25 protein-coding genes and 1 riboswitch are annotated in these 26,851 nt (G+C 69.2%); of the genes, 19 read left to right on the top strand and 6 right to left on the bottom strand.

The features are described from left to right. Nucleotides 1–12 precede the first annotated feature (12 nt). Complete coding sequence (locus WDLP6_RS12065) at nt 13–1,566, top strand: malonate--CoA ligase (protein WP_162592531.1); 1,554 nt, start codon at nt 13–15, stop codon at nt 1,564–1,566. An 11-nt stretch (nt 1,567–1,577) separates the two neighbouring features. On the opposite strand, the gene WDLP6_RS12070 is transcribed toward WDLP6_RS12065, so the two are convergent. Next, nucleotides 1,578–2,357 (bottom strand): sulfite exporter TauE/SafE family protein, encoded by a 780-nt coding sequence (locus tag WDLP6_RS12070; protein ID WP_232077043.1) that lies wholly within the window; start codon nt 2,355–2,357, stop codon nt 1,578–1,580. A gap of 96 nt (nt 2,358–2,453) precedes the next feature. On the opposite strand from WDLP6_RS12070, the gene WDLP6_RS12075 reads away from it, so the two are divergent. Beyond that, nucleotides 2,454–3,353: a LysR substrate-binding domain-containing protein gene (locus tag WDLP6_RS12075; RefSeq protein ID WP_162592532.1), complete on the top strand. Its 900-nt coding sequence runs from the start codon at nt 2,454–2,456 to the stop codon at nt 3,351–3,353. Nucleotides 3,354–3,683: 330 nt separating this feature from the next. Here the strand turns inward: WDLP6_RS12075 and WDLP6_RS12080 are convergent, their stop codons facing one another. Both WDLP6_RS12080 and WDLP6_RS12085 read right to left on the bottom strand, forming a co-directional pair. After that, nucleotides 3,684–4,043, bottom strand: a complete 360-nt coding sequence (locus tag WDLP6_RS12080) for a cell division protein ZapA (protein WP_162592533.1) — start codon at nt 4,041–4,043, stop codon at nt 3,684–3,686. Continuing rightward, complete coding sequence (locus WDLP6_RS12085) at nt 4,040–4,267, bottom strand: DUF904 domain-containing protein (RefSeq protein WP_162592534.1); 228 nt, start codon at nt 4,265–4,267, stop codon at nt 4,040–4,042. Before WDLP6_RS12085 ends, WDLP6_RS12080 begins: the two co-directional genes overlap by 4 nt. A gap of 119 nt (nt 4,268–4,386) precedes the next feature. Continuing rightward, nucleotides 4,387–4,632, top strand: a riboswitch (cobalamin riboswitch). Between the two features lie 80 nt (nt 4,633–4,712). Between WDLP6_RS12085 and WDLP6_RS12090 the strand changes: the two genes are divergently transcribed. Genes WDLP6_RS12090 through WDLP6_RS12130 form a run of 9 tightly spaced genes read left to right on the top strand, consistent with a single transcriptional unit; the run spans nt 4,713 to nt 13,879 of the window. Continuing rightward, the gene (locus tag WDLP6_RS12090) at nt 4,713–6,632 is read left to right on the top strand and encodes a TonB-dependent receptor domain-containing protein (protein WP_162592535.1); all 1,920 of its coding nucleotides are present in this window, start codon (nt 4,713–4,715) and stop codon (nt 6,630–6,632) included. After that, nucleotides 6,617–7,999, top strand: a complete 1,383-nt coding sequence (locus WDLP6_RS12095) for a cobyrinate a,c-diamide synthase (protein WP_162592536.1) — start codon at nt 6,617–6,619, stop codon at nt 7,997–7,999. Before WDLP6_RS12090 ends, WDLP6_RS12095 begins: the two co-directional genes overlap by 16 nt. Next, nucleotides 7,992–8,558, top strand: a complete 567-nt coding sequence (locus WDLP6_RS12100) for a bifunctional adenosylcobinamide kinase/adenosylcobinamide-phosphate guanylyltransferase (RefSeq protein ID WP_162592537.1) — start codon at nt 7,992–7,994, stop codon at nt 8,556–8,558. Before WDLP6_RS12095 ends, WDLP6_RS12100 begins: the two co-directional genes overlap by 8 nt. Then, a complete protein-coding gene (locus tag WDLP6_RS12105) occupies nt 8,555–9,442 on the top strand; it encodes an ABC transporter substrate-binding protein (RefSeq protein WP_162592538.1) in 888 nt (295 codons plus the stop codon). Before WDLP6_RS12100 ends, WDLP6_RS12105 begins: the two co-directional genes overlap by 4 nt. Further along, nucleotides 9,439–10,443, top strand: coding sequence for a FecCD family ABC transporter permease (locus WDLP6_RS12110; protein ID WP_162592539.1), 1,005 nt, complete (start codon nt 9,439–9,441; stop codon nt 10,441–10,443). Before WDLP6_RS12105 ends, WDLP6_RS12110 begins: the two co-directional genes overlap by 4 nt. After that, a complete protein-coding gene (locus tag WDLP6_RS12115) occupies nt 10,443–11,231 on the top strand; it encodes an ABC transporter ATP-binding protein (protein ID WP_162592540.1) in 789 nt (262 codons plus the stop codon). Before WDLP6_RS12110 ends, WDLP6_RS12115 begins: the two co-directional genes overlap by 1 nt. Before the next feature lie 20 nt (nt 11,232–11,251). After that, a complete protein-coding gene (cobO, locus tag WDLP6_RS12120) occupies nt 11,252–11,821 on the top strand; it encodes a cob(I)yrinic acid a,c-diamide adenosyltransferase (RefSeq protein WP_162592541.1) in 570 nt (189 codons plus the stop codon). A gap of 1 nt (nt 11,822) precedes the next feature. Beyond that, a complete protein-coding gene (cbiB, locus tag WDLP6_RS12125) occupies nt 11,823–12,851 on the top strand; it encodes an adenosylcobinamide-phosphate synthase CbiB (protein WP_162595065.1) in 1,029 nt (342 codons plus the stop codon). Then, entirely contained in the window at nt 12,848–13,879 is a 1,032-nt protein-coding gene (locus WDLP6_RS12130; protein WP_174259865.1) for an aminotransferase class I/II-fold pyridoxal phosphate-dependent enzyme, read from the top strand. The genes cbiB and WDLP6_RS12130 overlap by 4 nt, the downstream gene beginning before the upstream one ends. Here WDLP6_RS12130 and WDLP6_RS35060 read toward each other — a convergent pair. Beyond that, nucleotides 13,859–14,260 carry a LysR family substrate-binding domain-containing protein gene (locus WDLP6_RS35060; protein WP_232077446.1) on the bottom strand — a complete coding sequence of 134 codons (402 nt, stop codon included), beginning with the start codon at nt 14,258–14,260 and terminating at the stop codon, nt 13,859–13,861. The two genes, WDLP6_RS12130 and WDLP6_RS35060, sit on opposite strands and share 21 nt — an antisense overlap. Between WDLP6_RS35060 and WDLP6_RS35065 the strand changes: the two genes are divergently transcribed. Both WDLP6_RS35065 and WDLP6_RS12140 read left to right on the top strand, forming a co-directional pair. Continuing rightward, nucleotides 14,222–14,380 carry an amidohydrolase family protein gene (locus WDLP6_RS35065; RefSeq protein WP_332105581.1) on the top strand — a complete coding sequence of 53 codons (159 nt, stop codon included), beginning with the start codon at nt 14,222–14,224 and terminating at the stop codon, nt 14,378–14,380. The genes WDLP6_RS35060 and WDLP6_RS35065 overlap by 39 nt on opposite strands. A 72-nt stretch (nt 14,381–14,452) precedes the next feature. Beyond that, complete coding sequence (locus WDLP6_RS12140; RefSeq protein ID WP_162592543.1) at nt 14,453–14,686, top strand: hypothetical protein; 234 nt, start codon at nt 14,453–14,455, stop codon at nt 14,684–14,686. 24 nt (nt 14,687–14,710) lie between these two features. On the opposite strand, the gene WDLP6_RS12145 is transcribed toward WDLP6_RS12140, so the two are convergent. Beyond that, nucleotides 14,711–15,625, bottom strand: coding sequence for a LysR family transcriptional regulator (locus WDLP6_RS12145; protein ID WP_162592544.1), 915 nt, complete (start codon nt 15,623–15,625; stop codon nt 14,711–14,713). A 165-nt stretch (nt 15,626–15,790) separates the two neighbouring features. On the opposite strand from WDLP6_RS12145, the gene WDLP6_RS12150 reads away from it, so the two are divergent. From WDLP6_RS12150 to WDLP6_RS12165, 4 genes are all read left to right on the top strand, one after another. After that, entirely contained in the window at nt 15,791–16,648 is an 858-nt protein-coding gene (locus WDLP6_RS12150; protein ID WP_162592545.1) for an alpha/beta hydrolase, read from the top strand. Nucleotides 16,649–16,895: 247 nt separating this feature from the next. Continuing rightward, nucleotides 16,896–18,137, top strand: coding sequence for an efflux RND transporter periplasmic adaptor subunit (locus tag WDLP6_RS12155; RefSeq protein WP_162592546.1), 1,242 nt, complete (start codon nt 16,896–16,898; stop codon nt 18,135–18,137). 25 nt (nt 18,138–18,162) lie between these two features. Further along, nucleotides 18,163–21,429 (top strand): efflux RND transporter permease subunit, encoded by a 3,267-nt coding sequence (locus WDLP6_RS12160; protein WP_162592547.1) that lies wholly within the window; start codon nt 18,163–18,165, stop codon nt 21,427–21,429. A gap of 46 nt (nt 21,430–21,475) precedes the next feature. After that, nucleotides 21,476–22,975, top strand: coding sequence for an efflux transporter outer membrane subunit (locus WDLP6_RS12165; RefSeq protein ID WP_162592548.1), 1,500 nt, complete (start codon nt 21,476–21,478; stop codon nt 22,973–22,975). On the opposite strand, the gene WDLP6_RS12170 is transcribed toward WDLP6_RS12165, so the two are convergent. Next, on the bottom strand, nt 22,947–23,645 hold the full coding sequence (locus tag WDLP6_RS12170; protein ID WP_232077044.1) for a GntR family transcriptional regulator: 699 nt from the start codon (nt 23,643–23,645) through the stop codon (nt 22,947–22,949). The two genes, WDLP6_RS12165 and WDLP6_RS12170, sit on opposite strands and share 29 nt — an antisense overlap. Before the next feature lie 86 nt (nt 23,646–23,731). Here WDLP6_RS12170 and WDLP6_RS12175 point away from each other — a divergent pair, with 86 nt between their 5' ends. Together WDLP6_RS12175 and WDLP6_RS12180 are read left to right on the top strand one after the other, a co-directional pair. Further along, nucleotides 23,732–25,393: a GMC family oxidoreductase gene (locus WDLP6_RS12175; protein ID WP_162592549.1), complete on the top strand. Its 1,662-nt coding sequence runs from the start codon at nt 23,732–23,734 to the stop codon at nt 25,391–25,393. Beyond that, complete coding sequence (locus WDLP6_RS12180) at nt 25,390–26,829, top strand: aldehyde dehydrogenase family protein (RefSeq protein ID WP_162592550.1); 1,440 nt, start codon at nt 25,390–25,392, stop codon at nt 26,827–26,829. The genes WDLP6_RS12175 and WDLP6_RS12180 overlap by 4 nt, the downstream gene beginning before the upstream one ends. Nucleotides 26,830–26,851 lie beyond the last annotated feature (22 nt).

Raw genomic sequence — 26,851 nt, forward strand, 5'->3', positions numbered from 1 at the left:
CCAGGACACTCCATGAACGCAAAGACCCACGCCAACCTCTTTGCCGCGCTGCGCGCGGGCTTTCCGGCCGACCTGGACCGCATCGCGGTCGAAACCGACACCGGCCTTCGCTATTCGTGGCGCGACCTCGACCGCGCCAGCGCGATGATCGCCAATCTGCTGAAGGCGCTGGATCTCGAGGAGGGCGCATGCATCGCGGTGCAGGTCGAGAAATCGGTCGAGGCCATGATCCTGTACCTCGCGACGCTGCGCGCGGGCTACGTGTTCCTGCCGCTCAACACCGCCTACCGCAGCGCCGAGATGGGCTACTTCATCGGCAACGCCGAGCCCGCGGTGGTGGTCTGCAGCAGCGCCAACGCGGCCTGGCTCGCGCCCATCGCGACCGCGGCCGGCACGCCGCACGTCTTCACGCTCGACGGCGACCGCACCGGCACGCTGCTCGAAGTCGCTTCGCGCTGCAGCGATCGCCACGAAATCGCGCACAAGAACGACGACGACCTCGCCGCCATCATCTACACCAGCGGCACCACCGGCCGCAGCAAGGGCGCGATGCTCACGCACCGCAACCTGCTGTCGAACGCCGAAGTGCTGAAGGACTACTGGGGCTGGCGCAGCGAGGCCGAGGGCGGTGACGTGCTGATCCACGCGTTGCCGATCTTCCATGTGCACGGCCTGTTCGTCGCGATCCACGGCGCGCTGCTCAACGGCAGCCGGATGATCTGGCTCGACAGGTTCGATCCGAAGCGCGTGGTGGACCGGCTGCCCGAGGCGTCCGTCTTCATGGGCGTGCCCACGCTTTACGGCCGCATGCTGGCCGAGCCCGGGCTCACGCGCAAGGCCTGCGCGAACATGCGGCTCTTCATCTCGGGCTCTGCGCCGCTGCTGATCGAGACCTTCAACGAATGGCGCGAGCGCACCGGCCACACGATCCTCGAGCGCTACGGCATGAGCGAGACCGCGATGCTCACCTCGAACCCCTACAACCCGGTCCAGGGCGAGCGCCGCGGCGGCACGGTCGGCTTTCCGCTGCCGGGCGTGCAGCTGCGCGTGCGCAGCGATGCGGGCGAGGACTGCACGACGGACGAGATCGGCCACATCGAGGTCGACGGACCGAACGTGTTCGCCGGTTACTGGCGCATGCCCGAGAAGACGAAGGAAGAATTCACCGCGGACGGCTACTTCAGGACCGGTGACGTCGGCAAGATCGACGGCCTCGGCTACGTCACCATCGTCGGGCGCAGCAAGGACCTGATCATCAGCGGTGGCTACAACGTCTACCCGGCCGAGATCGAGGGCTACATCAATGAGATGGCCGGCGTGGCCGAAAGCGCGATCGTCGGCGTGCCGCATGCGGACTTCGGCGAGGTCGGCGTGGCCATCGTGATCGCGAAGGCGGGCGCCACGTTGGACGCCGAGGCGATCCTGGCCGAGCTCAAGGCGAAGCTGGCCAACTTCAAGATTCCCAAGCGCTGCTTCGTCGTCGCCGAGCTGCCGCGCAATGCCATGGGCAAGGTGCAGAAGGCGCTGCTGCGCGAGCAGCACCAGGCGCTGTTCGCCAACCCGTAGCCCGCAAGCGTTCAGGCGGCGAGCTGCCGCGCGATCATGTAGGCGCCCAGCAGGACTAGCCCGACGAAGAAGCATCGGCGAAAGGTCGCGAGCGACAGGCGCGAGCGGATCCATTGGCCGGCCGCCATCCCGATGAGCGCCGGCACCAGCATGGCCAGCGATTCGCCGATCAGCGAGCCCGAATAGCTGCCGTGTCCCGCGAGGGCGATGCCCAGCGCCACCGTCGAGGTGGTGAAGGACAGGCCCATGGCCTGGATCAGCTCGTCGCGCGTCATGTTCAGCGCCTGCAGGTAGGCGACGGCCGGCACCACGAAGACGCCGGTGAACGCGGTCACCACTCCCGTCAACGCGCCCGCCGCCGGGCCGAGCCATCGTTCGCGGCCGGCCGACACATGGAGCGGCCGCGCCGCCAGGCCCCAGGCCGCGTAGCCGATCAGCGCGATGCCCAGCGCGACCGTGGCCCAGGCACCGGCCGGCGCGCCGAACAGCAGCGCACCGCCCAGCGTGCCCGCGAAGATGCCGGCCTGCATGGCGCCGACACGGCGCCACACCGGGCCGATCGCCGGCCACGGCCGCAACTGCCAGACATTGGTCACGAACGAAGGCACGATCAGCAGCGCCGCCGCCTCGGCCGGCGGCATCCACAGCGCGAGCAGCGCCATCGACAGCGTCGGCAGTCCGAGGCCGACGACGCCCTTGACGATGCCCGCCGCCAGGAAGACGGCCGCCACCGCCAGCCAGGCCATGGCGGCGGTCGCGGCGATCGGATGGATGAAGGGCAGGCCGTCCATGCCACGCAGTCTGCCGGCGATGCGGCCGCTCGAAAATGCGGAAATCGCAGACCCGTCCTCAGTGGCAGGCTGAGGCTGTCGTGATACCTTGGGCGCATGCGATTCGACCTCATCGATCTGCGCCTGTTCCTGAACATCGTCGATGCCGGCACCATCACCGCCGGCGCGCAGCGCACGCACATGACGCTGGCCTCGGCCAGCCAGCGCGTGCTGGGCATGGAGGACGTGCTGGCGACGCCGCTCCTGGTGCGCGAGAAACAGGGCGTGCGCGCCACCGACGCGGGCAGAACGCTGGCGCATCATGCGCGGCTCGTGCTCGCGCAGATGGAGCAGATGCGCGCCGAGCTCGGCGCGTACGGCGCCGGGCTCAAGGGGCAGGTCCGTCTTCTGTGCAACACCTCCGCGATGACCGAGCATCTGCCCGAGGTCTTGAGCGGCTTCCTGGCGGCGCATCCGCACGTCTCGGTCGACCTCGAAGAACAGGCGAGCCAGGACATCGCCGATGCCGTGCGCGCCGGCCTGTGCGACATCGGCATCGTTTCGGATGCGGTCGATGCGGGCGGGCTGCAGCGCTTCGTGTTCCGCAGCGACCACCTCGTGCTCGTCGTTGCGCGCGGGCACGATCTGGCGCGGCGGCGGCGCATCGCCTTTGCCGAGATCGTCGAGCACGAGTTCGTCGGTCTGGCGCCGGGCAGTCCGCTGCAGGAGCACCTCGCGCAGCATGCGAAGCGGCTCGGCAAGCGCCTGGTCTATCGCGTGCGGGTGCGCGGCTTCGAGGCCGTGTGCCGGATGGTCGAGCAGCGCATCGGCATCGGCATCGTTCCGCAGGCCGCGGCCGTGCGCTGTGCGAAGTCGATGCGCCTGGTCGGCGTGCCGCTCACCGATGCATGGGCCCAGCGCAAGCTGATGGCCTGCGTGCGCCAGCACGACGAGTTGCCGTTGAACGTGCAGCGCATGCTGCAGCATCTGCTGGCCGGCGTAGCACCGATGAACTGAGCGCCAAGACAGATAAAGGTCGTTTCATTGGCCCAAGACGAAAAACCCAAGGCCATCGCCGTTCGGACATCCAAAAGCAACGGCCCCCGCGAGGAGGCCGTTGTCGTCGAAAAAGGTGTCTGCGAGTGAGGCCGGACTCGCATCCTGAACCAGGGTTCAGGTGGGCGAGGGCAGCAAGGCTTCGGGTTCATCTGACGCGAGATGATCACACCCGCCAAGCGATATACCAAGCCCTGCTCCGGAGAGCATTGGTACAAGGAAATATTAAGCCCGACAGTCACCGCAGACGGTGCCGATTTTACGCCTGCAAAGGCGTGTGCATGTCGTCCTTCAGAGTAAAAGACCGTCGCCTGCGAGGGCATGGTCCAGGCGCTGGATCAGTTGCGAGGCCTGGGTTTCGCCGGCGGCGTCATCGACCGCACCGGCTTCGCTCGCGGGCGCAGGCGCAGGCGCGGGTACGGGTGCAGATGCGGACGCCGCGAGCGCGGCCTCGCGCTGGCCCAGGTCGAAGGCGAGATTGAGCGAGGCCAGCACCGCGATGCGGTCGCGCGCCTTCACCTTGCCGGCATCGCGGATCTTGCACATCGCGGCATCGACGCGTTCGACTGCGTCGCGCAACTGCTGCTCGCCGCCTTCGGGACAGCCGAGCAGGTAGCTCTGGCCCATGATCTGGACTTCGATTTGTTTCATCGGGAGGAGGTCGAATCTTGTGAGGGATCTGCCGGCAACTGCTCGAGCAGGGCGTCGAGCCGCGTGCGCGCCGCAGCCAGCCGCGACCTGAGCGCATCGCGCTCGCGCGTGAGCGCGTCCACCTGCTCCTGCAGCAACGCATTGGTGCGCTGCACTTCTTCGTGGCGTACGAGCAAACGTTCGACGCGCTCGGCGATCTGGTCCATACGGCTCGGTGCGGGCATGGAAGCATTGTATGTACCCCCAGGCTTCGCGCACTTCGTGTCGCTTCGCCAACCCCCTTGCAGGCGCCGCCGCCCGCGGCCCGGCGAAGCCGGTTCCGCGGCGGCTCACGGACGGGCGAGCTTAAAATGCTTTCGTTGGTGCTCGCGCCGCGGTTCACGCGGCGCAGTTCAACGGGAAGCAGGAGTCGAAGCCCCACACCGGGCCGAGCCAGCCTGCGCTGCCCCCGCAACGGTCAAGCAGCCGGCATCCCGATCAAGGATGCCACCCTCGTCAATCAGCCACTGGGTGCCCTGAAACAGGCACCTGGGAAGGCGGCGAGGGCAGTGCTGTCAGCCCGGATACCGGCCAACGAGGCGGCTGCCGCATGCGCGATCCTGCAGGCAGCCATGACGTCCAAGCACTGGCGGGGAAGCCGGTGGCGGGCTTTGATCTCTTGTCGTTCCCATGAAAACCTGTGTTTCCTCCTCGCGCCTCTCCCGCGCATCCGCGCCTGCGCGCCTTCGGCTCGCCTGCCTTCCGCTCGCGCTCGTCTCGGCCATCGGCGGCAACGCCTTTGCGCAGGCGGTGCCATCGCTCGGCGAAACCGTCGTCACCGCGAACCGCGTCGCGCAGCCCGTGTCCGACCTCGTCAGCGACGTCTCGATCATCGACCGCGAGACCATCGAGCGCAGCGGCGCGGTCGGCGTGGCCGGCGTGCTGGCGCGCCTGCCCGGTGTCGAGATCACACGCAACGGCGGCCCCGGCAACACCAGCAGCGTGTTCCTGCGCGGCGCCGAGACGCGCTTCACCGCGGTCTACATCGATGGCGTGCGGGTCGACTCGCAATCCACCGGCGGCGCCGCCTGGGAAAGCATTCCGCTCGCGCAGATCGACCGCATCGAGGTGCTGCGCGGCCCGGCCGCCGCGGTCTACGGCTCGGATGCGATCGGCGGCGTGATCCAGCTTTTCACGAAGAAGGGCGAGGCCGGCGTGGCGCCTTACGCGGGTGTCGGCTTCGGCAGCTACGGCCTGCGCCACCTCGAGGCCGGTGTCAGCGGCGCGAGCGGCGCCTTCGACTACTCGCTCGGCGTCGCGCACGACGAGAACACCGGCTTCAACGTGCAGCCGGTCAGCAAGCGCGACATCTCGAAGGTCGGCATCACCGACCCCGACAAGGACGGCTACAACAGCACCTCGGGCAACCTGCGGCTCGGCTTCCAGATCGATCCCTCGCAGCGCATCGAGACCTCGCTGCTCTACAACGACATGGCTGCGCGCTACGACAATTCCGGCGTCAAGAAGCCGATCCTGTTCTTCCCCGACGACATCGGCTACAACCGGCTGCGCACCGCCAGCGTGGCCTGGCTCGCGAAGTGGAGCGACGTCTACAGCACGCGCGTGCAGGTGACCGATTCCGACAGCCTCTACAAGACCGAGCCTTCGTTCTACCAGACCGAGACGCATCTGCGCAGCTACCTGTTCCAGAACGAATTCCGCTTCGGTCCGCACCTGTTCACCGCGGCGCTGGAACGCCGCGAGGACGCGCTCGACAACGCCGCCACCTCGGCCACCAGCCCCGAGCTGTCGCGCGACCGGGCCCAGAACGCACTCTCGCTCGGCTACAGCTACGTGCAGGGTCCGCACTCGCTGCAACTGCATGTGCGCCACGACGAGGACAGCGAGTTCGGCGGCAAGACCACCGGCAGCGCGGCCTACGGCTTCGCGATCACGCCGCAATGGCGCGCCACCGTGTCGGCCGGCAACGCCTTCCGCGTGCCGACGCTGTTCCAGCGCTTCAGCCAGTACGGTTCGGCGAGCCTCAAGCCTGAAGAGAGCCGCAACGTCGAGGCCGGCCTGCAGTACACGCAGGGCGCGACGCACGCGGGCTTCGTGGTCTACCGCAACCGCGTGACCAACCTGATCAACTTCGACGGCGGCGCCACGGCCTGCGGTTCGGGCTTCGGCTGCTATGCCAACACCGGGCGCGCCGAGTACGAAGGCATCACGCTCACGGCCGACGACCGCATCGGCGAGGTCACGCTGCGCGGCTCGCTCGACTTCCAGGATCCGCACGACCGCAGCAACGACAACCTGCTGGCCCGCCGCGCGCGCCGTCATGCGAGCTTCGGCGCCGACTGGCGCGTCGGCGGCTGGCTGCTGGGCGCCGAGGTGCAGGCCTCGAGCAAGCGCTTCGACGATTCGGCCAACACCATCACGCTCGGCGGCTACACGCTGCTCAACCTCGTGGCCAGCACGCAGCTCACGCCCGAGCTGAGCCTGGTGGCGCGCATCGACAATGTGGGCAACAAGGACTATATGCTGGCCAACACCTACGCCATGGCGGGACGTTCGGCCTACGTCGGCCTCAAGTGGACGCCGCACTGAACGCGCACGCCGGCGACCCGGCGGCCCCTGCCGCCTGCGCCGCGCTGCTCGTGGCCGCGCCGGCCTCCGGGCAGGGCAAGACCACGGTGGCCGCGGCGCTCGCGCGGCTGCATGCGCGCCAGGGCCGCCGCGTGCGGGCCTTCAAGTGCGGCCCCGATTTTCTCGACCCGCACTGGCTCGCGCTCGCGAGCGGCGCGCCCGTGCATTCGCTCGATCTCTGGATGACCGGCGAGGCCGATTGCCGCGCGCGCCTGCATGCGGCGGCGAGCGCGGCGGAACTGGTGATCGTCGAAGGCGTGATGGGCCTGTTCGACGGGTCGCCCAGCGCGGCCGATCTGGCCGAGCGCTTCGGTCTGCCGGTGATGGCCGTGATCGATGCGCAGGCCATGGCCGGCACCTTCGGCGCGCTGGCCTACGGGCTGCAGAACTTCCGGCCCGGCCTGCCATGGGCCGGCGTGCTGGCCAACCGCGTGGCCGGCGAACGCCATGCCGGCATGCTGAAGGACGCGCTGCGCGAGCCGGACCAGTGGCTCGGCGCCTTGCCGCGCGGCACGGACTTCGCGCTGCCCGAACGCCATCTCGGCCTGGTCGCGACCGGCGAGCTCGGCGATGCGATGGCCCGGCTCGATGCCGCCGCCGATGCGCTGGCCGCGACGCCGCTGGGCCGGCTGCCGGTCGAAGGGCTGCCGCGCGTTCGCTTCGATGCGGTCGCGCCGGCGCAGCCCGCGCCGAGCGCGCCGCTGCTGGCCGGCCGCACCCTCGCGATCGCGCGCGACGCGGCCTTCTCGTTCATCTATCCGGCCAATCTCGATGTGCTGAGCGCGCTCGGTGCGCAGCTCTCGTTCTTTTCGCCGCTGGCCGGCGAGGTGCTGCCGCCCTGCGATGCGGTCTGGCTGCCGGGCGGCTATCCTGAGCTGCATGCGGGTGCGCTCGCCGTCCACGTTGCCTTGCGCGAGTCGCTGGCGCGCCATGTCGTGCAGGGCAAGCCGGTCTGGGCCGAATGCGGCGGCATGATGGCGTTGTTCGACACGCTGACCACGGCCGACGGACAGGCGCATCGCATGTGGGGCCTGCTGCCGGGCCATGTGCGAATGCACAAGCGGCTCGCGGGTCTCGGGCCGCAGCAACTGACACTCGGAGACGCAACTTTGCGCGGGCATACCTTCCATTTCTCGAGTTGCGAGACACCGCTGGCGCCCTCGGCCCATACGGTGCGGCCCGGTGGCGGCCGCACGGCGAGCGCAGGCGAAGCGCTCTATGTGCAGGGGCCGGTGCGCGCGAGTTATTTCCACGCGTGGTTCGATTCCAGTTTCGCGGCCACCGCGCGGCTCTTCCTGCCAGCGCCGATCGGCTTCGACCATGGCTGAGCGCGAATTCATCCTCGGCGGCCAGAAGAGCGGCAAGTCGCGGCGCGCCGAACAGCGCGCCGTCGACTGGCTCGCCGCGTCGCCGGGCCGCCATGCGGTGTTGATCGCGACCGCCATGCCGCACGACGACGAGATGCGCGAGCGCATCGCGCGCCATCGGGCCGATCGCGCCCAGCGCGTGCCCGGGCTCGTCACGGTCGAGGAGCCGGTCGCGCTGGCAGAGGCCATCGATGCGCACAGCGCGCCCGCAACGCTGGTGTTAGTCGACTGCCTCACCCTGTGGCTCACCAACCTGCTGATGCCGCTCGATGCCGCGCTGAGCCCGGCGCCGCCGCAGATCGTGACCGCCCAAGCCTTGCTGTTGAAGGCGCTGGCCGATGCGCGCGGTCCCATCGTGCTGGTCGGCAACGAGATCGGCCTCGGCGTGATCCCGCTCGGCCGCGAGGTGCGTGCCTTCGTCGATGCGCTGGGCCGTCTCAACCAGGAGGTCGCAGCCGCCTGCGACCGCGTCACGCTGATGGCGGCCGGCTTGCCGCTCGCCTTGAAGGAACCCCGATGAACCGTCTTCTGCGCCTGGCGTCCGCCGTGCTGCTGTGCGCACTGGCCTTCGCCGCGCAAGCGGTGGTCGTGTCCGACGAGCGCGGCGTCCGCGTCGATCTGCCGCGGCCGCCGCAGCGCATCGTGTCGCTGCTGCCTTCGCTGACCGAATCGGTCTGCACGCTCGGCGCCTGCGCCCGGCTGGTCGGCGTCGACCGCTATTCCAACTGGCCCGATCCGGTGCGTGCGCTGCCGCAGGTCGGCGGCGGGCTCGATCCGAATGTCGAGGCGATCGTCGCGCTCCAGCCCGATCTGGTGCTGCTGGCCAAGTCCTCGCGCGTGACGCAGCGGCTCGAGGCCCTCGGCCTCAAGGTGCTGGTGCTCGAACCGAAGAGCCATGCCGACGTGCGGCGCGTGCTCGACGCGCTGGGCCGTGCGCTCGGCGTCGACGATGCGCAGCAGGTATGGCGCACCATCGATGCCAGCGTCTCGGCCGCGGCGCAATCGCTGCCCGCGGAAGTGATGAAGCGCACGCGCGTGTACTTCGAAGTCAACAGCGCGCCCTATGCGGCCGGCGAAGTTTCGTTCATCGGCGAGACGCTCGCGCGGCTCGGCGCGAGGAACATCGTGCCGGCTTCGCTCGGGCCTTTCCCCAAGCTCAATCCCGAGTACGTGGTGCGCGCCAATCCCGACCTGATCATGGTCGGCGCGCGCAGCGCGCAAGGTCTGGAACAGCGGCCGGGCTGGGGTGCGATCCGCGCCGTGCGCGAAGGCCGCATCTGCCGCTTCACCGCCGCCGAATCCGACGTGCTGGTGCGGCCCGGCCCGCGCATGGGCGAGGCCGCGCGGCTGATGGCGCAATGCCTGCTCGACAAGACCGACAAGACGCGCGGAGAGCGCGGATGAAGAGCCAGCACCGCCGCGCGCTCGCGCTCGGTCTGGCGCTGCTGCTGCTGAGCGCCGCGCTGCTCGTGCTCGGCGCTGGCATCGGCAGCACCGGTTTCGAGCGCGTGCTGGCGGTGCGCGACGATCCGGTGGCGATGCAGATCGTGTGGGACATCCGCTTGCCGCGCACGCTGGGCGCCTGGCTGGCCGGCGCATTGCTCGGGCTGGCGGGCGCGGTCGCGCAGGGGCTGTTTCGCAATCCGCTGGCCGATCCCTATCTGCTCGGCAGCGCATCGGGCGCCTCGCTCGGCGTGGCGCTGGCCTTGTGGATGTTCGGCGTGTCGCCGACCAGCACGCAATGGGTGGTGCGCCTGGGCCTGACCGGCGCGGCCTTCCTCGGCGCGGTGCTGGCCGTGCTGCTCACGCTGCTGCTGGCGCGCGGCGTGCAGCAGACGCTGCGGCTGTTGCTCGCGGGCGTGATCGTCGGCGTGGTGCTCGGTGCGGTCAAGGACCTGGTCACCATCGCATCGGCCGACATCCTGCAGGCCATCCAGGGCTTCATGCTGGGCAGCACCGGCCTGGTGGGATGGGGCGCGTGTGCGGTGATGGGCGGGCTGGGCGCGCTCTGCCTGCTGTGCGGCTGGGCGCTGGCGCCGGTGCTCGACGGGCTGGCGCTCGGCGAGGCGACTGCCAGCAGCCTGGGCCTGCCGCTGGGCGCGATGCGCGCGGCGCTGGTCGCGGTGCTGGCGCTGGCCACGGGCACGGCCGTGGCGCAGACCGGGCTCATCGCCTTCGTCGGGCTTGCAGCGCCGCACCTGGTGCGCTCGGCCGTCAAGACCACGCATGCGCGGCTGGTGGTGCTGTCGGCCGCGATGGGCGGCCTGCTGCTGATGGCGGCCGATCTGCTGGCGCGCTGGCTGATCGCGCCGCAGGAACTGCCGGTCGGCGTGCTGACCGCGGTGCTGGGCGGCAGCTACCTGCTGTGGCTGATGCACCGGCGCAGCGCGCGCGGAGGCTTCTGATGGCCACGCCCGTCGCGCAGCAGATCGCGCTCGAGGCCCGGCAGGTCCGCGCCACGCTGGGCGTCACCGAGGTGCTGCACGGCATCGATCTGTCGCTGGCGTCCGGCCGCTGGACCAGCATCGTCGGGCCGAACGGCGCCGGCAAGTCGACACTGCTGAAGGTGCTCGCGGGCCTGCTCGCGCACACGGGCGGCGTGCATCTGTTCGGCGAGCCGCTGGCTGCGCTGTCCGGACGCGCGCGCGCGCAGCGGCTGTCCTGGCTCGGGCAGGGCGGCGCGGGCGAGGGCAGCGCCGACGACCTGATGGTCTACGACGTCGCGATGCTCGGCCGCCTGCCGCACCAGCGCTGGCTCGCGGCACCGAGCGCGCTCGATCGCGCCGCCGTGGAACGCGCGCTGCGCAGTACGCAGGCCTGGGCATGGCGCGGCCGGCCGCTCGGCCAGCTGTCGGGTGGCGAGCGGCAGCGCGTGCTGCTGGCGCGCGCGCTGGCGGTCGAAGCCGGGCTGCTGCTGATGGACGAGCCGCTGGCCAACCTCGATCCGCCGCATCAGGCCGACTGGATGCAGACCGCGCGCGCACTGACCGCCGAAGGACGCACGGTCGTCAGCGTGCTGCACGAACTCAACGCCGCGCTCGCCGCCGATGCGATGGTGGTGATGGCCGAGGGGCGCGTGCTGCACCACGGCGCCTGCGACGACCCCGCGACGCACGAAGCGCTCGAAGCGGTCTTCGACGGGCGCGTGACGGTTCACCGCGTGGCCGGCCATTGGATGGCGATACCGCATTGACGAAAGAAGGAAGGACACCCATGCAGATCGAAACTCCGCCCAGCGAAAGACCCTACGAGAAGCCCGAAGGCGAGCGCCGCGGCATCGTGATCGTCAACACCGGCGACGGCAAGGGCAAGAGCACCGCCGCCTTCGGCCTCGCGCTGCGCGCGCACGGCCGCGGCAAGGCGGTGAAGATCTACCAGTTCATGAAGGTGCCGAGCGCGCGTTTCGGCGAGCACCGCATGTTCGAGCAGATCGGCATCCCCATCGAAGGCCTGGGCGACGGCTTCAGCTGGAAGAGCCAGGACCTGGAACGCTCGGCGCAGCTCGCGCGCGATGGCTGGGAGAAGGCGAGGGCGGCGATCCTCTCGGGTGAGCATTTCATGGTGGTGCTCGACGAGGTCACCTACCCGCTGATCTACGGCTGGCTGCCGCTGCAAGGCGTGCTCGACACACTGCGCGCACGGCCGAAGGAAGTGCACGTCGTGCTGACCGGGCGCCGCTGCCCGCCCGAGATCATCGAACTGGCCGACACGGTGACCGAGATGCAGATGGTCAAGCATGCGTTCAAAGCTGGTATTCCCGCTCAGCGCGGAATTGAAGACTGAGATGTTCGCGCCGGCGGTTTGGCTCCCTCCCCCTTTGGGGGAGGGCCGGGGTGGGGGCACGACAGCGCTGATCAGTGTCGCGGCCTTGTTGCTCGCCATGGCCATCGACTGCTGGCTCGGCGAGCCTCCCCCTCGTTGGCATCCCGTCGTCTGGATCGGCCGCTACCTCGGATGGATCGGGCGACGCATCGCGCCGCGTGCAGAGATGGCGTCACGCGCGTGCGATCTTCCACGCCTCGTCGCCGGCGCGGCTGCCTGGTGGGGCGGTGCCGCGATGGTCTTCTGCGCCGCATGGATCGTCGCTGCCATCGCCGAACGCCTCCCACCCTGGGCCGCTGCCGTGCTCATCGGCCTCGCGCTCAAGCCCTTGCTCGCCTGGCGCATGCTGCGCGACGAAGTGCTCGCGGTCGAGGCGGCGCTCGGCCGCTCGCTCGAAGAAGGCCGCGCGCAGCTTGCGAGGCTGGTGAGCCGCGACGTGAACGAGCTGAGCGAGTGCGAAGTGCGCGAAAGCGCGATCGAATCGCTGGCCGAGAACCTCAACGATTCGCTGGTCGCGCCGCTGTTCTGGTTCGTGCTCGGCGGGTTGCCCGGCGCCGCGATCTACCGCTTCGCCAACACGGCCGATGCGATGTGGGGCTACCGCGGCGAGCGCGCTGGCCGTGTCTGGGAATGGGCCGGCAAGTGGGCCGCGCGCGCGGACGACCTGCTCTCGTGGCCGCCCGCGCGCCTCACCGCGCTGGTGCTCTTGCTTTGCTCCCTCCCCCTCCGGGGGAAGGCCGGGGTGGGGGCGATCCGCCGTGAAGCCGATCAAACCCCGTCCCCCAACAGCGGCTGGCCCATGGCCGCAATGGCAATGCTGCTCGATGTGCGCCTCGCCAAGCCCGGCGTCTACACGCTCCATGCGGCCGGTCGAGCCGCGACCTCGGCCGACACCTCGCGCGCCGTGGACCTGGCCTCGCGTGCAGTGATCGCATGGGCCGTCTGCGCCGCGATCGCCATCGCGGGCCTGTCGGCGATCGGATGGCCATGAGCGCCTTCGAGGATCCAGGCCCGGTCCACGGCGGCCCCGACGCCCGAGGCGCCGTGCCGCACGATTTCTCCACCAACGGCAATGCCTGCGGGCCATGCCCCGCCGCGCTGGACGCGCTGCAAGCTGCCGACGCCGCCCGCTACCCGGACCCGCGCTTCACCGCGCTGCGCACCCGGCTCGCCGCGTTCCATGGTGTCGAGGACGAACGCATCCTGATCGCGGCCAGCGCGAGCGAATTCATCGCACGCATCAGCGCGGCCGTCGCGCAGCAGGGCGGGCGCCGAGTGTCGCTGCCGCCTTGCAGCTACGGCGACTGCCTGCGCGCCGCCCAGGCCTGGGGCTTGTCAGTGCAATGCGCGCCGTCACCGTCGGCCGATGCGGACCTGGTCTGGTGCTGCGATCCGTCGAGTCCGCTCGGCCAGGCCCAGGACGGCCTGCAGGGCGTGATCGACGCACTGCCTGCGCAGGCCGTCTGCGTCCTCGATCTGGCCTATGAGCCCTTGCGCCTGGAAGGACGCCTGGGGCTCGGCGCGGCGCAGAAGGCGCGCGTCTGGCAGCTCTGGACGCCGAACAAGGCGCTGGGCCTGACGGGCGTGCGCGCGGCCTACGCGATCGCGCCGGCCGGCGAAGAGGGAATGCGTGCGCGCCTCGATCGGCTGGCGCCTTCCTGGCCCCTCGGTGCGCATGGCGTGGCGCTGCTCGCGGCCTGGACCGAAGAGGACGCTCAGGCCTGGTTGCGGCACAGTCTGGCGCAGCTTCGTCACTGGAAGGCCGAGCAGCAGGCGATGTGCACAGCGCTCGGCTGGACCTGCCTGCCCAGCGTCGCGAACTTCTTCTGCGCGCGCCCGGACACGCCCCATGCCGCGCGGGCCGCGGCGCTGCGCGATGCCGGCGTCCAGTTGCGCGACACCGCATCCTTCGGCCTGCCGGACCATGTGCGCCTCGGTGTGTTGCCGCCCGCGAGCCAGCGAGCGCTGCGGCACGCATGGACGGCCGAGCGTCGCGGCTCAGCGCCCGGCACGCCGTGAAGCCGGCGGCGCCGCCCGGAGCCGTTCCAGGAACAGGCGCAGGTAGGCGCTCTCGTGCGCCGTGCGATAGGCCAGGTGCAGCGTGGACACCGCCTCCTTGTCGAGCAGGCGCCGATAGACCACGCCCGCCAGCTGGATGCATTGGGTGTCGCTGGGCACCAGTGCGATGCCGCCCCCCGCGGCCACGAGACCGATGATGGTGGACGCATCGCGCGCCTCCTGCACCATCCGCGGCCGAAAGCCGGCCTTGGCGCACAGCTCCTGCACTTTCCAGTAGAGGCCGATGCCCGCGTTGCGCGGGTACATGATGAGCGGCTGGTCGCGCAGGCCATCGTCGAAGCCGTGCCCGGTCGCGTGATCTGGGGCAGCGACTGGCCGCATATTCCCGAAGGCGGGCGCGACACCGGCGAACTGCTTGAGCTCCTGGCCGATTGGGTGCCCGATGCCGCGGCGCGAGAAAAAATCCTGCGCGACAACCCGGCGCGGCTGTTCGGCTTCTAGGCTGGCCGCATTCACTTCTCTCGGACGTCTCCATGCATTGCATTCAGGAACTCGACACCGCCGGCGCGCGCGGTGGAGACCTTCGTCCATGGCGCGACGCGCTATCTGGTGGTGCCGCAGCTGGCCCGCGATGTCGCGGGCCAGCCGGCGCGGATGACGCTGGGCGACAGCGATGTCGATGCCCTGATCTATCGCTGGCAGGACGGCCGCTTCGTCGAGCATGCGCGCATCGCGGTGCCCGGCGGCGAGGACGCGGCGGCCATCGCACTGGCGGACCGTGTGAAGCCCCGTGCAGCGGACGCCTGAGCGCTCGACAGGTCCGGTCGGTGCTCAGCTGCGCTGCAGCCTCGGATGCTTGGCGAACAGCTCTGCCGCCCAATCCACGAAGACCCGCACCTTGGCGCTCAGGTGGCGATTGGGCGGATAGACCACATGCACCGGCAGGGGCGGCCGGATCCAGTCGTGCAGGATCTCGACCAGCTCGCCGCTCGCGATGTAGGGCTCGGCCATGTAGGTGATGACCTGCGAGATGCCGAAGCCGCCGAGCACCGCCGTCATGTGCGCATTGCTGTCGTTGACCGACACGCGGTACGGCCCCGCGAGCTCGATGTGCTCGTCGCCCTTGACGAACTCGTGGGGAAAGATGCGCCGCGTGCTGCCCGAGAAGAAGCTCACCACCAAGTGCCGCTTCTCGATGTCGGCCGGATGCTGCGGCGTGCCGTAGCGCTTGAGGTAGGCCGGCGAGGCCACCGTCATCCAGGGCAGGGTGCCGATGCGGCGCGCGACCAGCGACTGGTCGGTCAGATCGCCGCCGCGGATCACGCAGTCGACGTTGTCCGTGATCAGGTCCACCGTGCGGTCGCTGACGCCAAGGTCGACCTGGATGTCGGGGTAGCGGTCGCAGAAGGTCGACAGCGCCGGCAGGATCACCAGCCGTGCCATCGCCGAGCCGACATCCAGCCGCAGGCGCCCGGTCGGGTTGGCCTGCGCGTTGGTCATGCTGGCCTCGATCTCGTCGAAGTCGTTCAGCAGGCGCGCGGTGCGCTCGAAATACGCCGCGCCGTCCGGCGTGACCGTCACGCGCCGGGTGGTGCGGTTGAGCAGCTTCACGCGCAGGCGCGACTCCAGCGCCTGGATCTGCTTGGTCACGGTGCCCTTGGGCAGCCCGAGCGAGTCGGCGGCGCGCGTGAAAGTGCCCGCCTCGACGACGCGGACAAAGATCCGCATGCCCTGGATCTGGTCCATTCGATGTTTCTCCATGGGGCCGGCGAACGCCGGCGGAGCGGGATTCTCACATGTTGCCCCGAAGCGATTGTTGATTGATTGGAAACAGAGTGGGGTTCGATGGCCCGTTGCGGTGGTCAATGCGCGGCTTATATTCAAGCCATCGTTCACCCACTGAGGTTGTCCATGTCATCCCGTCCGACTCCGCACCCTGCTGCCGCCCCCGTGGCGGCACCGGGCGCCGAAACCGACATCCGCATCGAGCTGCCCGACCGCGAGCCGGTCGCGGCGCGCCTGTACGGCCAGCGGGCGCGGGGTGCCACGGTGCCGCTGGTGCTGCATTTCCACGGCGGCACCTTCGTCTGCGGCGATCTGGACAACGGCCGCAACGTGGCACGCCTGCTGGCGGGGGCCGGCGCGGTGGTGGTGTCGCTCGACTATCCCCTGGCGCCCAAGGCGCCGTTCCCCGAGCCGATCGAGGTCGGCTATGCGGCGCTCGAATGGCTCTACAAGCAGCGCGTGAAGATGGCCGGCAAGGGCGCCCGCATGTTCCTGGCCGGCGAGGAAGCCGGCGGCAACCTGGCCGCCGCGGTGGCGCTGATGGCGCGCGACCGGGCACATCCGCCGCTGGCCGGCCAGATCCTGCTGTCGCCGATGCTGGACCCCTGCGCGGGCACGGCCTCGCTGCGCAAGGCGAGCGGCGATACGCCGAATTGCCGATGGGCTTCGGGCTGGCAGGAGTACCTGGCCTGTCCGATGAACACCACGCATCCCTATGCGGTGCCCGGCGCCTCGCTGCGGCTGGCCCAGTTGGCGCCGACGCTGGTGCTGGTCGGGCAGGACGACGCGATGCGCGACGAAGGCATGAACTTCGCGCGCCGGCTGAGCGAGGCCGGCATTCCGGTGACCCGGCATGTGCTGCCGGGTGCCGACAACTGGCCCGATGCACTGTACGAGCCTGAAAGCTCGGGCTGCGCAGCCTGCGAGGCGACGGTGCAGCAGCACTTCCGCGAGTTCTTCAGCGCGGCACCGCCACCGCACTAGGCGGGCCGCGGCGCCAGGGCCCTGAAGGCCCCTGTCGCACGAACCGCCCCTGATGGGCGAGGTCATGGTTTCTCTGTCGATGCGGTGGCACAACCACCGTGCGGGGAGAGTGATTTTCCCGAGCGACGCCTGCCTTCCCGATGCCGGGACGCCGCGCCCACCGATCGATCCGTTTTCCGGCTTCCCCGCGCCATCCGCGCAGGGCGGCCCTTTGCATCCCAAGAGTCACCCAAAAGGACGTTTCATCATGACGAAGCAAAAGCTCTCCTCCCTGGCCCGCCGCGGCGTCTGGCCCACCGTGACCGGCCTGACCGCGGCGATCGCGATCGCCTGCGCGGTGCTCGGCCTGCACAGCTTCAATGCCGAGGCGAACGACGCCAAGGCGGTCGCGGCGCCGCGCGCGACGCCGGTCTCGGTGGCCACCGTCGCCGCCTCCGACGTCAATGCCTGGGACGAGTTCTCGGGCCGGCTCGAAGCGGTCGAACGGGTCGACGTGCGCTCGCGCGTGGCCGGTGCGGTGCAGGCGGTGCACTTTCGCGAAGGCTCGCTGGTCAAGCAGGGCGAGCTGCTGATCACCATCGACCCCGCGCCCTATGCGGCCGAGGTCGAGCGGGCCGAGGCACAGGTCGCCTCGGCGCAGGCGCGCCTGTCCTTCAGCCGCAGAGAGCAGGAACGCGCGCGCCGGCTGTGGGACGAGCAGGCCATCGCGCAGCGTGAACTCGACGAGCGCGTCAATGCCGGGCGCGAAGCCGAAGCCAACCTGCATGCCGCGCAGGCCTCGCTGCAGAGCGCGCGCCTGAACCTCGGCTACACGCAGGTGCGTGCGCCGGTGTCCGGCCGCATCGGCAAGCTGGAGGTCACGGTCGGCAACCTCGTCGCCGCCGGCCCCGGCGCGCCGGTGCTCACGACGCTGGTGTCGGTAAGCCCGATCTACGCCAGCTTCGATGTCGACGAGCAAGTCGTCGTGCGGGCGCTGAAAGACCTGCCCGGCGGCGCCAGCGCGCGCAGCAGGATCGACGGCATCCCGGTCCAGATGGGCACCGCCGGCCTCGACGGCACGCCCTACGAAGGCCGCCTGCAGCTGATCGACAACCAGGTCGACGCCCGCAGCGGCACGGTGCGCGTGCGCGCCGCCTTCGACAACAAGGACGGCGCGCTGATCCCCGGCCAGTTCGCGCGCATCCGCATGGGGCAGGCGCGCAGCGACAGCGCGCTGCTGGTCAGCGAACGCGCGATCGGCACCGACCAGAACAAGAAGTACGTGATGGTCGTCGGCGACGACAACAAGGCCGAGTACCGCGAGGTCACGCTCGGCGCGCCGGTGAACGGTCTGCGCGTGGTGAGCAAGGGCCTGAAGGCCGGCGAGCGCATCGTCGTCAACGGCCTGCAGCACATCCGTCCCGGCGCGCTGGTCGCGCCGCAGAGCGTGACCATGGACGCCCGCGCCGAGCCGCCGCAGGCGCAGGCCGTGGTCGCCGCGAAATCCTGATCCGGGCTTCCGGAGGAATCCCAAAATGAATCTGTCCAAGTTCTTCATCGACCGGCCGATCTTCGCCGGCGTGCTCTCGCTGCTGATGCTGATCGCCGGCCTGATCGCGCTGCGCAGCCTGCCGATCTCCGAATACCCCGAGGTGTCGCCGCCCTCGGTGGTGGTGCGCGCGCAGTATCCCGGCGCGAACCCGAAGGTGATCGCCGAGACGGTGGCGACGCCGATCGAGGAGCAGATCAACGGCGTCGAAGGCATGCTCTACATGGGCAGCCAGGCGACCACCGACGGCGTGATGACGCTGACCGTGACCTTCCAGCTCGGCACCGATCCCGACAAGGCGCAGCAGCTGGTGCAGAACCGCGTCTCGCAGGCCGAGCCGCGGCTGCCCGAGGAAGTGCGGCGTTTGGGCATCACGACCGTCAAGAGCGCGCCCGACCTGACGATGGTGGTGCACCTCGTGTCGCCGAACAACCGCTACGACATGAACTACCTGCGCAACTACGCGGTGCTCAATGTCAAGGATCCGCTGTCGCGCATCCAGGGCGTAGGCCAGGTGCAGATCTTCGGCGGCGGCGACTACTCGATGCGCGTCTGGCTCGATCCGCAGAAGGTCGCGCAGCGCGGCCTGTCGGCGGACGACGTGGTGGCCGCGATCCGCGGCCAGAACGTGCAGGCCGCGGCCGGCGTGGTCGGCCAGTCGCCGGGTGCGCAGGGTGCGGACATGCAGCTCTCGATCAATGCCCAGGGCCGGCTCCAGAACGAGGACGAGTTCGGCGACATCATCGTCAAGACCGGGGCCGACGGGGCGGTGACGCGGCTGCGCGACATCGCGCGCCTGGAGCTCGGCGCGGCCGACTATTCGCTGCGCTCGCTGCTCAACAACGACCCGGCGGTCGGCATGGGCGTGTTCCAGGCGCCGGGCTCGAACGCGCTCGACATCTCGGCCAACGTGCGCAAGACCATGGACGAGCTGCAGAAGAACATGCCCGAGGGCGTGGAGTACCGCATCGCCTACGACCCGACGCAGTTCGTGCGCGCCTCGATCGAATCGGTGATCCACACGCTGCTCGAAGCGATCATGCTGGTGGTGCTGGTCGTGATCCTGTTCCTGCAGACCTGGCGCGCCTCGATCATTCCGCTCCTGGCGGTGCCCATTTCGGTGATCGGCACCTTCGCCGTGCTGCACGTGCTGGGCTTCTCGATCAATGCGCTGAGCCTGTTCGGGCTGGTGCTGGCGATCGGCATCGTGGTCGACGATGCCATCGTGGTGGTGGAGAACGTGGAGCGCAACATCGAGGCCGGGCTGACGCCGCGCGAGGCCACCTACCGCGCGATGCGCGAGGTGTCGGGGCCGATCATCGCGATCGCGCTGGTGCTGGTCGCGGTGTTCGTGCCGCTGGCCTTCATCAGCGGGCTCACGGGCCAGTTCTACCGGCAGTTCGCGGTGACCATCGCGATCTCGACCGTGATTTCGGCGATCAACTCGCTCACGCTGTCGCCGGCGCTCGCTGCCTTGCTGCTGCGCGGCCACGACGCGCCCAAGGATGCGCTGACGCGCGGCATGGACCGTGTCTTCGGCTGGCTGTTCCGCGGCTTCAACCGGCTGTTCCGGCGCGGTGCCCAGGCGTACAGCGGCGGCGTCAAGGGCGTGATCTCGCGCAAGACGCTGATGCTGGTGGTCTACCTGGCACTCATCGGCGTCACCTTCGGCCTCTTCAAGGCCGTGCCGAGCGGCTTCGTGCCGGCGCAGGACAAGCAGTACCTGATCGGCTTCGCGCAGCTGCCGGACGGCGCCACGCTGGACCGTACCGACGAGGTGATCCAGCGCATGGGCGACATCATGAAGAAGAACCCGAACGTGCAGGATGCGATCGCGTTCCCGGGCCTGTCGATCAACGGCTTCACCAACAGCTCGAACTCGGGCATCGTGTTCGCCACGCTCAAGCCCTTTGCCGAGCGCCAGCGCGCCGACCAGAGCGGCGGTGCGATCGCGGGCCAGCTCAACCAGCAGTTCGCGGGCATCCAGGACGCCTTCATCGTGATGTTCCCGCCGCCGCCGGTGGCGGGACTCGGCACCACGGGCGGCTTCAAGCTGCAGCTGGAAGACCGCGCCTCGGTCGGCTACGAGCAGATGGACGCGGCGGTCAAGGCCTTCATGGCCAAGGCCCAGCAGGCGCCCGAGCTGGCCGGCATGTTCACCAGCTGGCAGGTCAACGTGCCGCAGCTCTATGCCGACATCGACCGCACGCGCGCACGCCAGCTCGGCGTGCCGGTGACGGACATCTTCGACACCATGCAGATCTACCTCGGCAGCCTGTACGTCAACGACTTCAACAAGTTCGGCCGTACCTACAGCGTGCGCGTGCAGGCCGACGCGCCGTTCCGCGCGCGTGCGGAGGACGTCGGCCTCCTGAAGGTGCGCTCGACCAGCGGCGAGATGGTGCCGCTGTCGGCCCTGATGAAGGTCAACTCGAGCTTCGGCCCGGAACGCGCGATGCGCTACAACGGCTACCTCGCGGCCGACATCAACGGCGGCCCGGCGCCCGGCTATTCGTCTGGCCAGGCACAGGACGCGGTGATGCGCATTGCCGCGCAGACCCTGCCCAAGGGCGTGAGCTACGAATGGACCGAGCTGACCTACCAGGAGATCCTGGCCGGCAACTCCGCGCTGCTGGTGTTCCCGCTCGCGATCCTGCTGGTGTTCCTGGTGCTGGCCGCGCAGTACGAGAGCCTGACCTTGCCGATCGCGATCATCCTGATCGTGCCGATGGGCCTCCTGGCCGCGATGACCGGCGTCTGGCTCTCGGGCGGCGACAACAACGTGTTCACGCAGATCGGGCTGATCGTGCTGGTGGGGCTGAGCGCGAAGAACGCGATCCTGATCGTCGAGTTCGCGCGCGAGCTGGAGTTCGCCGGCCGAACGCCGATCCAGGCCGCGATCGAGGCCAGCCGCCTGCGGCTGCGCCCAATCCTGATGACCTCGCTGGCTTTCGTGATGGGCGTGCTGCCGCTGGTGCTGTCCACCGGCGCGGGCTCCGAGATGCGCAAGGCGATGGGCGTCGCGGTGTTCGCCGGCATGCTCGGCGTGACGGCTTTCGGCCTGTTCCTGACGCCCGTGTTCTACGTGCTGCTGCGCCGGCTGACCGGCAACAGGCCGCTCAAGCTGCACGGCGAGGTGCCGCATATCGATGCCTTCGTGTCGGGCGACCAGCCGGCCGCTGCACCGTCGGCTGCGGCCGGTGGTGGCGGATTGCGGCCGATGCCTGCATCACCGCGCAAGGCGCATGACTGATGACACGGACCGCGGCCTCGGGGCCGCTCGAAAAGGACAACGCACCATGACACGCGATCTTCAAACTCTGAGCCGGCGCTGGAACGCCGCGCTGGTCCCGCTGCTGGCGGCGCTCGTGCTGGCCGGCTGCGCGACCGCGCCGGCCGAACTGCCGCCCGTCAACGCGCCGGCGCAATTCAAGGAACAGGGCGCAGCCGTCGCGCCGAAGGAAGGCACGTGGACACGCGCCCAGCCAGCCGAAGCGCAGCCGCGCGGCGAATGGTGGCGCGCCTTCAATGACCCGGTGCTCGATGCGCTGGTCGAACGCGCCGATGCCAACAACACCACGCTGCAGGGCGCGGCCGCGCGCCTGGCCGAGGCACGTGCGCTGGCACGCAGCACCGATGCCGACCGTGCGCCGCAGATCGGCGTCGGCGCGGGCGCGAACCGCGCGGCAGGGTTGGACCGGGTCCAGAGTCCGAATGCCCAGACCTTGCTCACGGCCGGTGCCAACGTCTCGTACGAGGTCGATCTGTTCGGCCGCCTGTCGCAGGCCAGCGATGCGGCGCGGCTCGATGCCGATGCGCGCGCCGGCCTGCTGCAGAGCACGAAGCTGCTGGTCGAGGCCGAGACCGCGCAGACCTATCTGTCGCTGCGCGCACTCGATGCCGAGCGCGCGCTGGTGCGCGAATCCGTCGATGCCTACCGCGACACGCTGCGCCTCACGCAGCGCCGCTACCAGGCCGGCGACCTGGCCGAACTCGACGTCGCGCGCGTCGAGACCGAAGTGGCCGCCACCGAATCCGACGCGCTGACGCTCGACCGTCAGCGCGCGGAAACCGAACACGCGCTCGCCGTGCTGGTGGGCGATACGGCATCGAACTTCGGTCTCCGGACCGACGCATGGTCGGCCGCCTTGCCGGTGATTCCGGCCGGCATTCCCGGCACCGTGCTGGCGCGGCGGCCCGATATTTCGGCGGCGCAGAAATCGGTGCTGGCGGCGCAGGCGCGCGTGGGCGTTGCGCAGGCCGCGTGGTTCCCGGACATCTCGCTCACGGGCGGCGCGGGCTATGCATCGTCGACTGCCGGCGATCTGTTCAAGTGGTCGGCGCGCTCCTGGGGCATTGGCGCGCTGCTGTCGCTGCCGCTCTTCGACGGCGGCCGCCGCGAGGCCGGCGTGCAGAGCGCATCGGCGCAACTCGACGGCGCGCTGGCGAGCTACCGCACGCAGGTGCTGACGGCCGTCAAGGAGGTCGAGGACCAGCTGTCGGCACTGCGCATCCTGGACGCGCAGTCGGAGGTGCAGGCCAAGGCCGTCGCCTCGGCAACCCGCGCGACCGCGCTGTCCGATTCGCGCTACCGCAATGGCTATGTCAGCCAGCTCGACCTGCTCGACGCCCGGCGCAGCGAACTGCGCAACCGGCGCCAGGCGCTGCAGGTGCGCTCGGCGCAGTACCAGGCGACGGTGGGGTTGATTCGCGCGCTGGGGGGTGGGTGGGAGACGGCGGTGGCCGAAGCTGCGCCGGCGGGCCAGAGCTTCAAGGCTGCAACTCGATCTCCCACTTGACCCAGTCGCCGCGATAGATCACCTCCGCGTAATACAGCACCTGCTCGTTCCGGTCCAGGAAAACGCGGCTGACATGCGCCACGGGCGTGCCCGGCCTCACCTTGAGAAGACGCGCGGCTTCCGCGTCAGCGGTCGCTATCGACATCGTCTGATGTGCGCGCTGGATGCGTACGTTCTTCATGCGGAGCAACTGCGGGATCACGGCGTGCGTTCTGAATTCGTCCGGTGAGCGCTGAAAGATGTCCTGCAGCAGGTACAGCGAGATCAGCGCATAGGGCCTGCCTTCCGTGAAGTGAAGCCGCCGCATGTAAACATAGTTCTTGCCGAGCTTGCCCACTTCGGAACCGACCTTGGGCGTGCCGTGGGCTTCGTCGAAGGTCAGCATCTTCGCGCTGGTGGATTCGTACATCTGCGCCAGGGACTGCAGCGACGTCTTCATCACCACCGTGTTCGGCTCGTCGTCTCTCTTCGTCACGGCCGTGCCAAGCCCCCGCCGTGGCGAAAGCAGTCCCTCCTTCGTCAACAACTGGACGGCCTGCCTGACGGTCACGCGGGCCACGCGGAACTCCTCGGCAAGCGCCTCGAGCGTCGGGATCAGGCCGCCCGCCGGCCACTCCTTCTTGTCGATGCGCGCGCGCAGGATGTCCGCGATCTGCAGATAGAGCGGCATCGGGCTGTCTGCGAGAGGGCTTGACGCGCCTTTCTGCTCTAAAGTACTATTAACCATTCTTTTAGCTTTTAGGCATTTAAGCAATTATGCAGCAGTTCACGGGCTCCGACCGATCGAGCGGCGGCTACGACTACATCATCGTCGGCGCCGGTTCCGCTGGGTGCGTGCTGGCAAACCGGCTTTCCGCCGACCCCGCTGTGCGCGTGCTGCTGCTCGAGGCCGGTGGGGCCGATCGCAATCTCTGGCTGCGTTTGCCGGTGGGCTACTTCAAGACCATCTACAACTCGAAGTTCTCCCGCGTGTTCGACGCCGAAGGCGGCGACGCGCTGAACGGGCGCCGCATCGCGTGGCCGCGCGGCCGGGTTCTGGGCGGGTCGAGTTCCATCAACGGCCTCATCTATCTGCGGGGCCAGCGCGAGGACTTCGACACATGGGCCGCGCAAGGCGCGACAGGATGGGACTACGCATCCGTGTTGCCATACTTCAAGAAGTCCGAGGCATTCGCCGGCCCCGAGTCCCGGTATCACGGCACCCAAGGCGAGCTTGGCGTCTCCGAATTGCGCGACGACCATCCCTATTGCGGCCATTGGCTCGACGCGGCGCAACAGTTCGGGCTGCCCCGCAACTCAGATTTCAACAGCGAGACGGACTACGGTGTCGGCGCCTTTCACCTCACCATCGCGGGTGGCTGGCGGTCCAGCGCCTCGGTCGCATTCCTGCGGCCCGTTCTGCATCGCCCGAACCTGACCGTGGTGACCGCCGCGCACGTCACGCGCGTACTGTTCTCCGGCACGCGCGCTGCCGGCGTGGAATGGATCCGCAACGGTTCGCGCACCAGCGCCATCGCCGACGGCGAGGTCATCCTCTGCGCCGGCGCGATCCAGTCGCCGCAGGTGCTGCAGCTGTCCGGCGTGGGCCCGGCGGCCCTGTTGCGCCAGGCCGGCGTGCCGGTGGTCGTCGATTCGCCCGAGGTCGGTGCCAATCTGCAGGACCACTACCAGGCCCGCACGATCGTCAAGCTGCGCAAGCCGCATTCGCTGAACGACCATGTGCGCAACCCGCTGAGGCTGGCATCGATGGGCCTGGAGTGGATGCTCTTCAATCGTGGACCGCTGACCGTCGGTGCCGGGCAGGTCGGCGGCTTCGCGCGCACGCGGTATGCGCTCGGCAGCCGTGCGGACATCCAATTCAGCGTGATGCCGCTTTCCGTGGACAAGCCCGGGGAGCCGCTGCATCGATTTTCCGGCTTTACCGCCACTGCCTGCCAATGCCGCCCCGAATCGCGCGGCATGGTCGGCATCGTTTCGGCGGACCCGATGGCTGCGCCTCGCATCCAGGCCAACTACCTGACGCAAGAGATCGATCGCCGAACCATGGCCGACGGGGTGCGGATGCTGCGCGACATCTATGCGCAGCCGGCTTTTCGGGACCTTGTGGATACGCAGGTGCTTCCCGATTCCACGCACCGGACCGAAGACGACCTGCTGCGTTTCGGTCGCGACCATGGCAGCACGGTTTTTCACCCCAGCGGCACCTGTCGCATGGGCAGCGATGCACGCGCTGTGGTATCGCCGGAGCTCGCGGTCAACGGGGTCTCGGCGCTGCGGGTCATCGACGCTTCGGTGATGCCCAGGATGACGTCGGGCAACATCAACGCGCCGACCATCATGATCGGCGAGAAGGGCGCCGACATGGTCATCGCCGCAGCGCGGCAGGCCAGCTCGGCAGGACTCGGGGCACTCGCATGAAGTTCGTCTACGGAAGCCTCATCGGCGGCATCTGGCGCGACTCGCCATCGACGCTCCGGACCGTGAACCCTGCACGGCCCTCGCAACCCGTTGGAACCTATGGCCAGGCGACGGCCGCAATGGTCGACGAAGCGGTTGCTGCCGCAGCGGCCGCGCAACGCGCGTGGCGCAAGCTTCCAGCGCCGGAGCGCTGCGCGTCCTTCGCCCGCTTCATCGACGCGATCGAAGCGAACAAGGAACGGCTCGCCGAGGCCATCACAGCCGAACAGGGCAAGACGCTCCTCGAAAGTCGCGGCGAGATTGCCAAGGCCTGCTCGGAAAGCCGTTTCATGCTGCAGCACGTGATGACCGCCGAAGGCACGCGACACGTGCCCGCGCTGCGCGCAGGCGTGCGCAATATCGTGCTGCGCCGGCCGCGCGGGGTGATCGTCGCGATCACCCCGTGGAACTTTCCCGTCATGACGCCGATGCGCAAGATTGCACCGGCCCTGGGGTTCGGCAACGCGGCGATCATCAAGCCATCGGAATTCACGCCTGCAGCAGCCTGCATCCTCGGCGAGCTTGCGACAGGGATGTTGCCCGACGGGCTCCTGCAAGTGCTGCATGGCGGCCCGGACATCGGCAACGCGCTCGTCGGCCATCGTGGGGTGCACGGTGTCACGTTCACTGGCTCCGTCGGCACGGGCCGGCGCATCATTGCCGCCACGGCGAACAATCTCGCCGAGCTTTCGCTGGAGCTGGGCGGCAAGAACGCCGTCGTGATCCACGATGCGGACGATCTCGATGCTTGTCTCGATCAGGTCGCAAGCGCGGCCCTGATGTGTTCCGGCCAGCGCTGCACGGCGGTGAGCCGCGTGCTGGTGCGCCGTGCGCTGGGTGAGCGGGTTGCAAAGGGTCTCGCGCAGCGTGCGAGCAGGATGCGCGTCGGCGATGGCATGGACGCGGCCACACAGCTCGGTCCCGTCACCCATCTCTCCCAGTTCGAGCATGTGATGTCCGCCGTGAGCAAGGCCCGCAGCGAAGGGGCCTTGGTCGTCGCGGGCGGGCAGGGGTTGGAAGTCCAGGGCTGCGAAGGTGGCTACTTCTTCGCACCGACGATCCTGGATCGTGTCGAACCGCATTCGGCTGCCGCGCGCGAGGAGATCTTCGGGCCGGTCATCAGCATCGTCCACTACGACACGTTCGACGATGCGATCGCGATCCTCAACAACGTCGACTACGGATTGACCGCCGCGCTCTTCTCCAACGACGCGAAGGTCATTGCACGCTTTGTCGAAGAGTGCGAAACCGGCATGCTGCATGTGAACCACGGTACCGTGCCCGACAGCCATATGCCCTTCGGCGGGATCAAGGCTTCCGGCGTCGGCGCTTATTCGGTGGGCCCGAGCGCAGCCGCGTTCTACACGACGGAACACTCCGTGTACCTGGAGAACTGATGCATCCCGTCGACGTTCGATC

The sequence above is a fragment of the Variovorax sp. PBL-E5 genome (assembly GCF_901827185.1).
Taxonomy (GTDB): Bacteria; Pseudomonadota; Gammaproteobacteria; order Burkholderiales; family Burkholderiaceae_C; genus Variovorax.

Bases quoted from the DNA above. Each gene is read 5' to 3' on its own strand.
- WDLP6_RS12065 (WP_162592531.1), top strand. From the start codon at position 13: ATGAACGCAAAGACCCACGCCAACCTCTTTGCCGCGCTGCGCGCGGGC.
- WDLP6_RS12070 (WP_232077043.1), bottom strand. From the start codon at position 2,357: ATGGACGGCCTGCCCTTCATCCATCCGATCGCCGCGACCGCCGCCATG.
- WDLP6_RS12075 (WP_162592532.1), top strand. From the start codon at position 2,454: ATGCGATTCGACCTCATCGATCTGCGCCTGTTCCTGAACATCGTCGAT.
- WDLP6_RS12080 (WP_162592533.1), bottom strand. From the start codon at position 4,043: ATGAAACAAATCGAAGTCCAGATCATGGGCCAGAGCTACCTGCTCGGC.
- WDLP6_RS12085 (WP_162592534.1), bottom strand. From the start codon at position 4,267: ATGCCCGCACCGAGCCGTATGGACCAGATCGCCGAGCGCGTCGAACGT.
- WDLP6_RS12090 (WP_162592535.1), top strand. From the start codon at position 4,713: ATGAAAACCTGTGTTTCCTCCTCGCGCCTCTCCCGCGCATCCGCGCCT.
- WDLP6_RS12100 (WP_162592537.1), top strand. From the start codon at position 7,992: ATGGCTGAGCGCGAATTCATCCTCGGCGGCCAGAAGAGCGGCAAGTCG.
- WDLP6_RS12105 (WP_162592538.1), top strand. From the start codon at position 8,555: ATGAACCGTCTTCTGCGCCTGGCGTCCGCCGTGCTGCTGTGCGCACTG.
- WDLP6_RS12110 (WP_162592539.1), top strand. From the start codon at position 9,439: ATGAAGAGCCAGCACCGCCGCGCGCTCGCGCTCGGTCTGGCGCTGCTG.
- WDLP6_RS12115 (WP_162592540.1), top strand. From the start codon at position 10,443: ATGGCCACGCCCGTCGCGCAGCAGATCGCGCTCGAGGCCCGGCAGGTC.
- cobO (WP_162592541.1), top strand. From the start codon at position 11,252: ATGCAGATCGAAACTCCGCCCAGCGAAAGACCCTACGAGAAGCCCGAA.
- cbiB (WP_162595065.1), top strand. From the start codon at position 11,823: ATGTTCGCGCCGGCGGTTTGGCTCCCTCCCCCTTTGGGGGAGGGCCGG.
- WDLP6_RS12130 (WP_174259865.1), top strand. From the start codon at position 12,848: ATGAGCGCCTTCGAGGATCCAGGCCCGGTCCACGGCGGCCCCGACGCC.
- WDLP6_RS35060 (WP_232077446.1), bottom strand. From the start codon at position 14,260: ATGCGGCCAGTCGCTGCCCCAGATCACGCGACCGGGCACGGCTTCGAC.
- WDLP6_RS12145 (WP_162592544.1), bottom strand. From the start codon at position 15,625: ATGGACCAGATCCAGGGCATGCGGATCTTTGTCCGCGTCGTCGAGGCG.
- WDLP6_RS12150 (WP_162592545.1), top strand. From the start codon at position 15,791: ATGTCATCCCGTCCGACTCCGCACCCTGCTGCCGCCCCCGTGGCGGCA.
- WDLP6_RS12155 (WP_162592546.1), top strand. From the start codon at position 16,896: ATGACGAAGCAAAAGCTCTCCTCCCTGGCCCGCCGCGGCGTCTGGCCC.
- WDLP6_RS12160 (WP_162592547.1), top strand. From the start codon at position 18,163: ATGAATCTGTCCAAGTTCTTCATCGACCGGCCGATCTTCGCCGGCGTG.
- WDLP6_RS12165 (WP_162592548.1), top strand. From the start codon at position 21,476: ATGACACGCGATCTTCAAACTCTGAGCCGGCGCTGGAACGCCGCGCTG.
- WDLP6_RS12170 (WP_232077044.1), bottom strand. From the start codon at position 23,645: ATGCCGCTCTATCTGCAGATCGCGGACATCCTGCGCGCGCGCATCGAC.
- WDLP6_RS12175 (WP_162592549.1), top strand. From the start codon at position 23,732: ATGCAGCAGTTCACGGGCTCCGACCGATCGAGCGGCGGCTACGACTAC.
- WDLP6_RS12180 (WP_162592550.1), top strand. From the start codon at position 25,390: ATGAAGTTCGTCTACGGAAGCCTCATCGGCGGCATCTGGCGCGACTCG.